This window comes from Billgrantia antri (genome assembly GCF_017868935.1).
Taxonomy (GTDB): domain Bacteria; phylum Pseudomonadota; class Gammaproteobacteria; order Pseudomonadales; family Halomonadaceae; genus Halomonas; species Halomonas antri.
The window spans coordinates 3,091,667-3,103,327 of sequence record NZ_CP053383.1 but is presented as its reverse complement, the minus strand read 5'-3'; the positions used below and the strand labels follow the sequence as shown (position 1 = coordinate 3,103,327).

Sequence of the window (11,661 nt, the reverse complement as noted above, 5' to 3'; positions counted from 1 at the left end):
CGGGAGGGCACATGAGCGATTGGCCAAGCCACGGTGGGCGCCCGGAGCAGGTATTGCCGCGCCTCGGCCTGGCGGCCGAGCGTTCCGTTATCGATTTCAGCGCCAATCTCAACCCGCTGGGGCCGCCGTCGTGGCTGGCACAATGGATTGCCGCTGGCGTGGCGGAGCTTGCCGTCTATCCCGACCCCGACTATCGCGAGGCGCGAGAGGCCATCGCCCGGCACGAAGGGCTCGCACCTGAGCAGGTGCGTCTGACCAACGGCGGGGCCGAGGCGATTTTCCTCGCCGCCGCTTTGCTGGCCAGGCGTGGTGTGCGTCGGGCCCTGATCGTGCAGCCGACCTTCGGCGAGTACCAGCGGGCCTGTCACCACTACGGCATCGAGGTGGCGAACTTCGCCCTGGTGGAAGAGTGCTTCGTACTGGACGAAGCGCGTGCCTGTGAGGCCATGCGCGAGGCCGACGCGCTGTTCCTGTGCCGCCCCAACAACCCTACCGGAACGCTGGTCGAGCGCGAGCTGATCGAACGTCTGCTGGCGGAGGGCCTGCGGCGGGGTACCACCCTGGTGGTGGACGAAGCCTTCGTCGATTTCGTCATTCGCGACGAGCGGCTCACGCCGCTGCTGGTGCGCTACGACAACCTGCTGCTGTTGCGTTCCATGACCAAGCTGTACGCCATTCCCGGGCTGCGGCTGGGCTACCTGTTGGGCTCTGCAGAGGCGGTAGGAAGTATCGCCCAGCTGCAGCCGCCGTGGAGCGTCAATGCCCTGGCGGCGGGGCTGGTCGCGCCGCTGTTGTCAGATCTTGACTATCTGACGCAGACCCGCGCCTGGCTCGACGCCGAGCGTCCCTGGCTGCAGGACGAGCTCGAGGCGCTGGGGCTGAGCGTCGTCCCTTCCCACGCCAACTTTCTGCTGCTTCGGCATGGGGAGTCGCGCTCCATGGCGGCGCTGCTCGAACACCTGGCGCGCTGCGGCATTCTCGTTCGCCATACCCACAATTTCATCGGCCTCGAGGGCGCCTGGCTGCGGGTGGCGGTGCGCTCACGGCCGGAGAACCGGGCGCTGGTCGAGGCCGTTGCCCTTTGGAGTGAGCCATGATCGCCTTCATCAGCGGTGGGGCGCGCTCCGGCAAGAGTACTCATGCCGAAGCCTTGGCGAGGCGCTGGCAGGCCGAGCGGGGCGGGGCGCGCTACTACCTGGCGACCGCCAGGCGCAGCGATGACGGTGAGTGGCAGGCCCGCATCGACCGCCATCGGCAAGCCCGAGGCGAAGGCTGGATTACCTTGGAGGAGCCGGTAGATCTCGTCGCCGCCCTCGAGCGGGTGGAGCCCGGTAGCACGCTGCTGCTCGACTGCCTTACGCTCTGGGCCAGCCAGCTGCTCTATTTCAGCGACTTCGACGAAGCGCAGGGGGTGGCCATGATCGAGCGCCTGCTGGTCGAGGCCCGGCGGCGCGACGTGGCATTGGTGATCGTCTCCAACGACGTCAACGAGGGCATGCCTCCCGAGGACGCCGAGGTGTGGCGCTACCTGGCCTTCCTGCAGCGAGCCCACCGCCTGGTGGCGCAGGAGGCGGACGAGGTGATCCAGGTGAAGGCCGGGCTGTCGCAGGTGTGGAAACGCCGAGATGAGGAGCGCTCATGAAAGACGCCGCCTTTGGCCTGGTGTTGGCGCTGCAGTTCCTCACCCACCTACCGTTGCCGCTCGCCTGTCCCTGGACGCCGCCTACCCGGCGCTGGGCGGTACGCTGCTATCCGTTGGTGGGCATGCTGCTCGGCGGCCTGGTGGTGGCGGCGGCAGCACTGCTGGAGAGCCTGCTGCCCACGCCGCTGCTGGCGCTGGCACTGCTCACGCTGTGGGTGGCGCTCTCCGGCGGGCTGCACCTGGACGGCCTGATGGACGTCGCCGACGCTCTGGGCAGCAACGCGCCGCTGACGCGCAAGTGGGAGATCATGAAGGATCCCCATGTGGGCAGCTTCGGCATCCTGGCGCTGGTGTTCCTGCTGCTGTGGAAAGCCGCGCTGCTGTTCGTGCTGCTCGACGTCGGCGCCAGCCTGCTGCTGCTGGTGATGATCCTGGGGCTGGGGAGACTGGCTGCCGTGGCGCTGCTGGTGCTGGCCCCGGCGGCACGGCCCGAGGGCATGGCCGCCAGTTGGCAGCGTGACCTGGCACCGCGCGATCTCTGGCTCGCGGCGCTGCCGCTGCTGCCGCTGGCCGTGCTGGTGCCGGGAGGAGTGTGGCTGTGCCTTGCCCTGGCGACGTTCCTGGCGCTCTATGCCTGGGGCATGCTGCGTGCCTTCAAGGGCATCAATGGCGATATCGTCGGAACCGCAATCGAGGGAGGAGAGCTATGGCTGCTGCTGGTCGCCTGGAGCTGGTGGTCGTTCGCCACGGCTTGACGCAGTGGAATCGCGAACGACGCTACCAGGGACAGCGCGATATCCCGCTGCTGCTGCCCGACGCTCTGCCGGGCCTCGACCGGCTGCGCGAGGTGCTGGAGACGCAAACCTTCGATGCCGTGCATTGCAGCGACCTGACCCGCTGCCGGCAGACCCTGGCGCATGTGACCGAAGGGCGCGAGCGCGCCTGGCCGACGCACTTCGATGCGCGCCTGCGCGAGCTCGACTTCGGCGACTACGAGGGGCGCACCTACGATGAGCTGAAATCGCAACCCTTCTATCGCGCCTGGATCGACAGCGAAGGCCAGCAGGCCCCACCCGGCGGCGAATCCACCACCGACCTGCGCCGACGGCTCGACGCCTGGTTCGCCGATGTCGTCAACGGCTGCGCACCCCGCGACCGGCATCGCGCCCTGGTGGTTGCCCATGGCGGGGTGATTCGAGAGCTGCGTCGCCGCTTCGAGGGCATTGGCTTCTGGGAAGGAGGCGTCGTTCAGGCCGAAGGACGCCGGTTCGTGTTTACTCATGACGGGGAACGCTGGCAATGCAGCTCTTCATCGGCGGTGCCTGCGCCGGCAAGCGCGACGCCGTAAGGCAGCGCTTCGACGCCCCGCATTGGCACTCCGCCCATGCCGGGAGCCGGCTCGAGGCGTGGCGCTCGTTGACGGAAAAGCGCTGCCTGGTGCTGGAGGGCTGGGAGCGCTGGATCGGCCAGCGGCTCGCCGCCGAGCCCGACGATGACCGGCTGCGCCGGGCCATGGCACGAGAAGTCGATGCACTGCGGGCCTGGGAGGCCGAGCAGGGCGGCCAGGCCGTGCTGATCCTGCTCGAGATGGGCCGCGATATCGTGCCGCTCGGCCGGCAGAACAGGCGCCTGCGCGACCTCAACGGCTGGCTGGCCCAGGACGCCGCGGCACGTTGCGAGCGGGTGTGGTACGTATGGAATGGATTGGTGAAATCGCTAACGCTTTGATCTGTCTCAATACACGCCTAACCCTGCGTTGACGCCTGGCGCTGCGATTGCTAGCTTACGCCCACTCTCAGGCGCCTCATTGTCCTATCGAGGTTAAACGGGAAGTCGGTGGTCCTCTTCAAGATGAAGAGGCGTATTCCGACGCTGCCCCCGCAACGGTGATCGAGTGCAGGTTCATCATCACGCCACTGTGCTTTGCATGGGAAGGCGATGGACCCGAAGCGTGCAGTCGGCGCTTCGCTCGTCAGCCCGGAGACCGGCCTGAGGTAATCTGTCGGGTTGCGGCGGGCAACTTCGAGGCAGGGCCGCGCCTCTCCCTTTCTCGATCCCCTTCACGCCGCCCCGGCTTCGCCTAGAAGACCGTGCGGGTAGGCACGGCGAGCAAGGGAATCAAAATGAAAACCAAGCATCCTCTGGCCGCGCTCCCTATGGCTGCGCAGAGCCTGGCTGCCTTCGGCCTGGCTGTGCTTCCGCTGGCCGTTCAGGCCCAGGCCACCACCCCCACTGAAGAAGACGACACTGTCGCCCTCAACCCGCTGGTGATCACCGCCACCCTGGCGCCGCGCACCGCCGACGAGACGCTCTCCTCGGTGACCGTGCTCGACGAGGCCACTCTGCGTCGGCAGGACCCCACCAGCGTTACCGATATGCTGCGCGGCCAGCCGGGGGTGGATATCACCACCAACGGCAGTTTCGGCAAGAACAGCAGCGTTTACCTGCGGGGTACCGGCAACGAATCGGCGCTACTGATGATCGACGGCATCCGCCTGCGCTCGGCGACGGCGGGTGGCGCGGCCTGGCAGTTCCTCGACCCGCGCATGTTCCAGCGCGCCGAGATCGTGCGCGGCCCTCGTGGCAGCCTGTACGGGGCCGATGCGGTAGGCGGCGTGGTACAGCTCTTCACTCACGAGGCCGAAGAGGGCGGCCCGCATCCTCGTGTTTCCGTGGGCGGCGGCTCCTTCGATACCCAGCGCTATAGCGCCGGCCTCTCCGGCGAGAGCGGCGGCACCCGCTACAGCTTTGCCGGCAGCCACTTGAATACCGATGGTGTACCTGTGCGCCGTGATGGCGAAGACATGGGCTACGACAACACCACGGCGCTGACGCGCATGTCACATACCTTTGAGAGTGGCGCGGAAGTCGGATTTTTGGCGCTGCGTGCACGTGGAACTACCGAATATGACGAGAGCGGCTCGCCGGCAACAACTGATTATGTACAGCAGGTAGCGGGGATTTATGGAGAACTGCCGGTAGCTGCCAACTGGCGCAGTCGTTTGACGCTCAGCGAGGCACGTGATGAAAGCGTCAACCACTTTTGGGGGTCCATTCTCGATACGCAGACGCGGACGGCCCGCTGGGAGAACACGCTTCGCACCGAGGCACATGAAGTTGTCATTGGCATGGAATATATGCATGACAGCGTGGCTGGTAGTATCACAGGGGACTCGCCCTGGGATGGCCCTTATGATGTAGAAGATCGCGATAACAAGGCTGTCTTTACCCAGGCGTTGCTTGATTTTTCCCCCTTGGCAGTGCAAGCCAGTTTGCGCTTCGACGACAACGAAGCTTATGGCGAGGAAGCGACGGGTAGCTTGGCACTCGGGTATGACATCAATTCTCAGCATACGCTGCGGGCCAGCTATGGCACGGCTTTCAAGGCACCCTCCTTCAACGACCTCTATTGGCCGGGATTTGGCAATCCCGATCTGGAAGCGGAAACTTCCGAAACAGTGGAACTTGGTGTACGTGGACAATTTACGCGCTGGTTCTGGGATGCTGCACTCTACCAAACCGATGTTGATAACTTGATTGTCTGGCAACAAATGGGGCGACCGACGATGAACGTGCCCACTACGCGTATCCGTGGCGTCGAACTCTCCCTAGGCGCTGAGGTAGGTGCATGGACGCTGGCTGCCGCCGCGACCTACACCGACCCTGAAAACCGTCAAACGGGTAATCGCATTCAGCGCCGTGCCAGCCAGAGTGCGCGCTTCGACGTGGAACGCGAGCTGGGCGAGTGGTCGTTGGGCGGCTCTTGGGTCGTTCAGGGCCATCGCTACAATGATGCGGCCAACGAAGATCGCATCGGTGGCTTCGGCCTGCTCAACCTGCGTGCCGGGTGGCAGTTTGCCCCGCTGTGGTCGGTCCGCTTGAACATCGAGAATGCTCTGGACAAGGAGTATGTCACTGCGCGCTTCTTTGATGGCGATGACTACCTCAACGCCGGTCGTGCGGCCTTCGTCAGTGTGCACTTCGGCCAGTAACGGCCGGTTCGGCGGGGCCCTTGGCCCCGCTGCGTTTTTCGGCGCCTTGCTGGCGCTGGCCCTGGCGGGGCCGGCGGCCGGCGAGGCGCATGCCGGTTCGCTGTGCGCCATTGACGACCGCGAGCGTGAGGTGTGTCTCGACCAGCCTGCCGAGCGCATCGCCGCGCTCTCGCCCGGCGCCACCGAGCTGGTCTACGCCGCCGGGGCGGGGGAGAAGGTAGTGGCGGTGGTGGCCTTCAGCGACTATCCGCCCGAAGCCAGGGACGTGCCGTCGGTGGGCAGCCACACCCGCATGGATCTGGAAACCCTGGTGACGTTGAATCCCGACCTGGTGATCGGCTGGATGACCGGCAACCCGCCCGAGCAGCTCGAGACCATCGAGGCGCTGGGCGTGCCGGTGTTCTACATCGAGCCGCGGGACTTCGAGGACGTTTCCAGCGCCATCGAGCGCCTGGCGCTGCTGGCCGATACTCGCGAGGAGGGCGAGCGGGTCGCCGCCGAGTTCCGCCACGGCATGGCGGCACTGGCCGAGCGCTACGTCGACGCCGAGCCGGTGTCGGTGTTCTATCAGGTGTGGGACGAGCCGCTGATGACCATCAACGACGAGCATCTGATCGGCAAGGTGCTGACCCTGTGCGGTGGGGTCAACGTCTACGGCGAGCTGTCGCGGCTGGTGCCGCGCATCGACGACGAGTCGGTGCTGGCCGCCGACCCCGAGGCAATACTCGCCGGCGGCATGGGCGAGGAGAACCGCGGCTGGCTGACCCATTGGCAGCAGTACCCGAGCCTGACCGCCGTCGAGCGCGACAATCTCTACTTCGTGCCGCCGTCGCTGATTCAGCGCCCCACGCCGAGGCTGCTCGAGGGCAGCCGCCTGTTCTGCGAGCAGCTCGACCGTGCCCGTGCCAAGCGCTGAGGCCGGCATGACCATGCCCCGGCGCTCACTGTGGCCGCCGCTGGCCGTGCTCGCGCTGCTGGGGCTGGCGGCGCTGCTGCTGTCGGTCACCCTGGGCAGCGCCGCGCTGTCGCTGGGCGATGTATGGGCGTTGGCTCGCGGAGAGGGTAGCCCCCTGGCGCGCACGCTGATCCTTGAGCTACGCATTCCCCGTTCCCTCTCGGCCTTTGCCGTAGGCGGCCTGCTCGCCGTGGCGGGGGCGTTGATGCAGGTGCTGCTGCGCAATCCCCTGGCCGACCCCTACGTGCTGGGTCTCTCCGGTGGCGCCTCGGTGGGGGCACTGGCGGCGATGCTGGCGGGGCTGGGCGGAGCGGTGATAACCGGTTCCGCCTTCGCCGGGGCTTTTCTCTCGACGCTGCTGGTGTTCGGCCTGGCCCACGGTACCGGCAGCTGGACACCGTCGCGACTGCTGCTCACCGGCGTGGTGGTGGCCGCCGGCTGGGGTGCCGTGATCACCCTGATGCTGGCGATCAGCCCCGCCGAGCGGCTGCCCGGCATGCTCTACTGGCTGATGGGTGATCTCTCCTACTCGCACTCTCCGTGGCCGCCGCTGGCGCTGCTGTTGCTCATCTGCCTGCTGCTGATGCCGCTGGGGCGCAGCCTCAACGTCATGGCGCGCGGCCCGCTGCAGGCGGCGGCCCTTGGGGTCAACGTGCGCCCGCTGGAGTGGTCGATCTATCTTGCCGCCAGCGTGCTCACCGCCACTGCGGTGACCACCGCCGGCAGCATCGGCTTCGTCGGTCTGGTGGTGCCGCACATGCTGCGTATGGTGCTGGGTAACGATCAGCGCCTGATTCTGCCGGCCTGCGCCCTGGCCGGTGGCACCCTGCTGGTACTGGCCGATACCCTGGCGCGTACCCTGATCGCCCCGGAGCAATTACCGGTGGGGGTGATCACCGCGCTGCTCGGCGTACCCACCTTCCTCTACCTGCTGCACCGGAGTCGCTGATGAACCGCCTCGAGATTCGCGAGTTGGTGATCGACGTGCCGGGGCGGCGCGACGGCCAAGCGCTCACGCTCAGCGTCGAGCCGGGGCAGGTGTGGGGCGTGCTCGGTCCCAACGGCGCCGGCAAGACCACCCTACTGCACACCCTGGCCGGGCTGCGCGGGCCACGGGCAGGGCAGGTGCTGATCGACGGCCGCCCGCTGGCGGCGCTGGGGCGGCGCCAGGTGGCGCGTAGCCTGGGGCTGGTGTTTCAGGAGCGTCACGACGGCTTTCCCGCCACGGTGCGCGAGACGGCGCTGATCGGTCGGCATCCGTGGCTCTCGGCATGGCAGATGGAGGGCGGCGAGGACCTGCGCCTGGCCGAGGCGGCCCTCGAGCGGCTCGACGTCGCGCATCTGGCAGAGCGTCTGGTCAGCACGCTCTCGGGAGGCGAACGCCAGCGACTGGCGCTTGCCACGGTGCTGACCCAGGCGCCGCATATATGGCTCGCCGACGAACCCACCAACCATCTCGACCTGCATCACCAGAGCGCGGTGATGGCGCTGCTCGCCGAGCAGGCCGCCGAGGGCCGTGCGGTGATGATGTGCCTGCATGATCTCAACCTGGCGGCGCGCTGGTGCGATCACCTGCTGCTGCTCTATCCCGACGGCGATGCCTGCTGGGGGCCGGCCAGAAACATGCTGGTGCCCGCCGCCCTGGAGCGGCTCTACGGCCAGCGTCTGGCCACCGCCGAGATCGACGGCGCCCCGGTGTTCGTGCCCGTTAGATGAGAAGCGCTGACGAAACCTGAATCGGGCTCCTCGGTGGGGCTCACAGTGCGCAGCGAAAGCGCATGATCCGACTTCGATCGACGGGATCTTCGAGGACGTCGGCCTGCACGCCGAAGGTACGACGCAGCCTGGCGGCGGTGAGGACCTGTTCGGGCGTGCCGAGGTCGACCAGCCGGCCGGCCTCCATCACGCCGATACGCTCGCAGTCCATGGCCTGGTTGAGGTCGTGCAGGGCGATGACCACCGTGACCGGCAGCTGCTTGACCAGCTGCAGGATCGAGAGCTGGTGGCGGATGTCGAGGTGGTTGGTGGGCTCGTCGAGCAGCAGAATGCGTGGCTGCTGAGCCAGGGCACGGGCAATCTGCACACGCTGGCGTTCGCCGCCGGAGAGGGTATGCCAGAGGCGCTCCGCCAGGGGCAGCATGCCGACGTCTTCGAGGGCGCGGTGAACGATTCTGTCATCCTGCTCGGTCCAGGGGCGTAGCGGCGAGAGGAAGGGGGTGCGGCCCAGCTCGACCACCTCCCTGGCGCCGATGCGCTCGTGCGTCTCCGCCTGCTGTTCGACGAAGGCGATGCTGCGGGCGATGTCGCGCTGGGGCATTGCCTGCATCGGCCGGTCGTCCAGCAACACGCGCCCACGCTTCGGGCGTTGCAGCCCGGCCAGGACGCGCAGCAGCGTGGTCTTGCCCGAGCCGTTCGGGCCGATCAGGCCGAAGGTCTCGCCGGGCGCAATGCCGAGGCTGACGTCATCCAGCAGCTTGTGCCCGTGGATCGTCCAGCCGACGCCTTCCGCTGTCAGTCTCATCGTCTTCTCGTCCCGCGAATCAAAATGACGGCGAAGGCCGGTGCCCCGACCAGGGCCGTGACCACGCCGATCGGCAGCACCTGCCCCGGCACTATGACGCGCGAGAGAATGTCGGCGCCGATCAGGAACACGGCGCCGGCCAACGCCGATGCCGGTATCAGCCGGGTGTGGCGGTTGCCCACCAGAAAGCGCATGGCATGAGGAATCACCAGCCCCACGAAGCCGATGGCGCCGACCATCGACACCATCGTTGCCGTCACCAGCGCCATGACGGCGATCAGGATCGCCCGCACGCGGCGCACGGCGATGCCCATCGAGGCGGCACTGTCGGCGCCGAAGGTGAAGGCGTCCAGGGCGCGTCGATGCCACAGGCACACCAACAGGCCGCCCAAGGCGGCGGGCAGGCCCAGGGTGACGTCGTCCCAGCGCACTCCGGAAAGATTGCCCATCAGCCAGAACATGATGCCTCGGGCCTGTTCGGCGTTCGCCGACTTGGCAATGATGAAGGCGGTGAGCGCATTGAACAGCTGCGATCCGGCGATACCGGCCAGTATGATGGCGCCTGCGGCCTGGGCGCTGCGGCCACCCCCGGTGCCGCTGCCGGCGGCACGGGCGAGCAGTACCACCAGGGAGAAGGCCAGCCCCGCGCCGGCAAAGGCACCGAGCGAGAGTGTCACGGCGCCGGCACCGAGCCCGGCGATGGTGACCGCCACGGCGCCGGTCGAGGCGCCGGCGGAAATCCCCATCAGGAAGGGGTCGGCCAGCGGGTTGCGCAGCAAGGCTTGCAGGACGACGCCGGACAAGGCCAGCCCGGCACCGCAGCAGGCGGCGAGGATGGCGCGGCTGAGCCGGTAGTTCCAGATGATGCCGGCGTCGATTCGGTCGACGACATGCTCCGCCCCCCATAGCCGGTTCGCCAATACCTTGAGAATGGTCTCCAGGGGAATCGCCGTTTCGCCGATCGCTGTGCCGGCTATCACGGCCACGAACAGCGTCGATGGCGCGAGCCAGACCCAGCGCCATCGGAGAACCACGGGTAAGTGCAATGTCGCGGCCAGGTTCATCGTTCGAAGGAGAGCGTCGTCAAGGCATCGGCCAGCGATTCCAGGCCGATTATCGTGCGCATGGTGGCACTCATTGCGTGGGCGTCCATCTCTATGATGTTGCCATTCTGGACCGCCGTCATCTCCCGAGTCACCGGGTCGCTGTGCAGAAAGTTCAGTTTTTCTTCGATGTCGTCGGCGGGAAAGCGCCGACGGTCCATGCGTGCTATCACGATCAGGTCGGGGTCGGAACGGGCGATGGATTCCCAGCCGACGATAGGCCACTCCTCATCGGATTGAATGACGTTGCGAATGCCGAGTTGCTCCATCATATAGCCGGGTGCGCCAAGCCGACCGGCAACGTAAGGGTCCACCGAGCTGTCGGGAGAAGAGAACCAGAATACTGCCGACAGATCCTGCGGAAGCTCCAGGCTTTCGGCCTTGGCAATGGCGTCGGCCTGGCGAGCCTCGAGGTCGGCCACCAGCGCCTCGCCGGCCTCCTGCACGTCGAAAATGGCAGCCAGTTCGGTGATGCCCTTGTAGACGTGCGCGGGGGAGAAGGCGGCGGTTCGGGTGCCGTCGCCTCCGGTGCTGTTGTCCTTGGTGTCGCAGTCGGCCGGCATGATGTAGGTGGCAATGCCCAGCTCGTGAAACTGCTCACGGCTCGCCACGCTGCCGGTGGGTCCCACATGCCACTCGTACTGGGCCGCGACGAGTCCCGGTCGACGAATCACCACGGATTCGAAGCTAGGGTCGTTGTCGGCCAGCCGTTCAATGCCGGCGTTGACCTCGTTGAACTCAGGCAGCACGGGATTGAACCAGACCGAGGTGCCGACTACCCGGTCGGAAAGGCCAAGGGAATAGAGAATCTCGGTGGCGGATTGTCCAACGGTAACGGCGCTTTCAGGCGCGGAAGAGAAGCGAATTTCCGTGCCGCAATTGTTCAGGGTCAATGGATAATCGGTAGTGTCTGCCATGAGAAATGAAGAAGGAAAAAAGGCAAGAATGGCCCACAATCGTCGTGCATTTTTCATGGCATCTGTCCAGATTATCGTTGGTTAATGGTCGGTTTGTCTTGATGTTGGCGGGGCTCGGTACAGCACTTTGGCCGTTGCGGCGAAGATTGCCAGGACCTGGGGATGAAAAGCAATTGTTATACTATAACATTTATTTTTCTGCATTGCGCCGGTCGCGCCAGTTCCTTTACGATGGGCCGATCGACATGGGTGCCCCTGTGCCTAGGGGATAATCGGGAAGTATGGTGAGGCCTAGGCCAATTCCATCGCTGCCCCCGCAACGGTAATGAGAGAGTCGCCTGCAGGAACCACTGGCATTGTGCTGGGAAGGTGCAGGCTTCGACGTCGTTCTGACGTCCTCCTCGAGCCCGGAGACCGGCCCATCAATCCATCATCATCCCGTAACGGTGCGGTGGGCACCGAGGAGATGCCGTGTCTGCGTTCGTTCCATTTACCCCTTCCGCGGGGGTGTCGCCGATTACGACCGATGCC

Annotated in this window: 12 protein-coding genes and 2 riboswitches; of the genes, 9 read left to right on the top strand and 3 right to left on the bottom strand. The window is 66.3% G+C overall.

From position 1 onward, the window contains the following. The first annotated feature begins 11 nt into the window (after positions 1-11). The 9 genes from cobD to HNO53_RS14360 all read left to right on the top strand — a co-directional run bounded on the left by cobD (position 12) and on the right by HNO53_RS14360 (position 8,305). The gene (gene cobD / locus HNO53_RS14400; protein ID WP_209473194.1) at positions 12-1,097 is read left to right on the top strand and encodes a threonine-phosphate decarboxylase CobD; all 1,086 of its coding nucleotides are present in this window, start codon (positions 12-14) and stop codon (positions 1,095-1,097) included. After that, positions 1,094-1,642 carry a bifunctional adenosylcobinamide kinase/adenosylcobinamide-phosphate guanylyltransferase gene (locus HNO53_RS14395; protein WP_209473192.1) on the top strand — a complete coding sequence of 183 codons (549 nt, stop codon included), beginning with the start codon at positions 1,094-1,096 and terminating at the stop codon, positions 1,640-1,642. Before cobD ends, HNO53_RS14395 begins: the two co-directional genes overlap by 4 nt. Further along, on the top strand, positions 1,639-2,397 hold the full coding sequence (cobS, locus tag HNO53_RS14390; protein WP_209473190.1) for an adenosylcobinamide-GDP ribazoletransferase: 759 nt from the start codon (positions 1,639-1,641) through the stop codon (positions 2,395-2,397). The genes HNO53_RS14395 and cobS overlap by 4 nt, the downstream gene beginning before the upstream one ends. Beyond that, the gene (locus HNO53_RS14385; RefSeq protein WP_209473188.1) at positions 2,349-2,990 is read left to right on the top strand and encodes a histidine phosphatase family protein; all 642 of its coding nucleotides are present in this window, start codon (positions 2,349-2,351) and stop codon (positions 2,988-2,990) included. Before cobS ends, HNO53_RS14385 begins: the two co-directional genes overlap by 49 nt. Beyond that, entirely contained in the window at positions 2,942-3,370 is a 429-nt protein-coding gene (locus tag HNO53_RS14380) for a bifunctional adenosylcobinamide kinase/adenosylcobinamide-phosphate guanylyltransferase (protein ID WP_209473186.1), read from the top strand. The genes HNO53_RS14385 and HNO53_RS14380 overlap by 49 nt, the downstream gene beginning before the upstream one ends. A gap of 52 nt (positions 3,371-3,422) precedes the next feature. Further along, a riboswitch (cobalamin riboswitch) is annotated at positions 3,423-3,649 on the top strand. 116 nt (positions 3,650-3,765) lie between these two features. Continuing rightward, a complete protein-coding gene (locus tag HNO53_RS14375) occupies positions 3,766-5,634 on the top strand; it encodes a TonB-dependent receptor domain-containing protein (protein WP_209473184.1) in 1,869 nt (622 codons plus the stop codon). Next, positions 5,615-6,550 carry a cobalamin-binding protein gene (locus HNO53_RS14370; RefSeq protein ID WP_420827840.1) on the top strand — a complete coding sequence of 312 codons (936 nt, stop codon included), beginning with the start codon at positions 5,615-5,617 and terminating at the stop codon, positions 6,548-6,550. Before HNO53_RS14375 ends, HNO53_RS14370 begins: the two co-directional genes overlap by 20 nt. A gap of 7 nt (positions 6,551-6,557) precedes the next feature. Then, positions 6,558-7,538 carry a FecCD family ABC transporter permease gene (locus HNO53_RS14365; RefSeq protein ID WP_242597431.1) on the top strand — a complete coding sequence of 327 codons (981 nt, stop codon included), beginning with the start codon at positions 6,558-6,560 and terminating at the stop codon, positions 7,536-7,538. Next, complete coding sequence (locus tag HNO53_RS14360; RefSeq protein ID WP_209473181.1) at positions 7,538-8,305, top strand: ABC transporter ATP-binding protein; 768 nt, start codon at positions 7,538-7,540, stop codon at positions 8,303-8,305. The genes HNO53_RS14365 and HNO53_RS14360 overlap by 1 nt, the downstream gene beginning before the upstream one ends. A 40-nt stretch (positions 8,306-8,345) precedes the next feature. Here HNO53_RS14360 and HNO53_RS14355 read toward each other — a convergent pair whose 3' ends face one another. The 3 genes from HNO53_RS14355 to HNO53_RS14345 are packed head-to-tail and all read right to left on the bottom strand — an operon-like array spanning position 8,346 to position 11,106. Continuing rightward, the gene (locus tag HNO53_RS14355; protein ID WP_209473179.1) at positions 8,346-9,110 is read right to left on the bottom strand and encodes an ABC transporter ATP-binding protein; all 765 of its coding nucleotides are present in this window, start codon (positions 9,108-9,110) and stop codon (positions 8,346-8,348) included. Next, entirely contained in the window at positions 9,107-10,174 is a 1,068-nt protein-coding gene (locus HNO53_RS14350; RefSeq protein WP_209473177.1) for a FecCD family ABC transporter permease, read from the bottom strand. The genes HNO53_RS14355 and HNO53_RS14350 overlap by 4 nt, the downstream gene beginning before the upstream one ends. Continuing rightward, complete coding sequence (locus tag HNO53_RS14345) at positions 10,171-11,106, bottom strand: ABC transporter substrate-binding protein (protein ID WP_242597430.1); 936 nt, start codon at positions 11,104-11,106, stop codon at positions 10,171-10,173. Before HNO53_RS14345 ends, HNO53_RS14350 begins: the two co-directional genes overlap by 4 nt. 256 nt (positions 11,107-11,362) lie before the next feature. Beyond that, positions 11,363-11,567, top strand: a riboswitch (cobalamin riboswitch). The last annotated feature ends 94 nt before the right edge of the window (positions 11,568-11,661 follow it).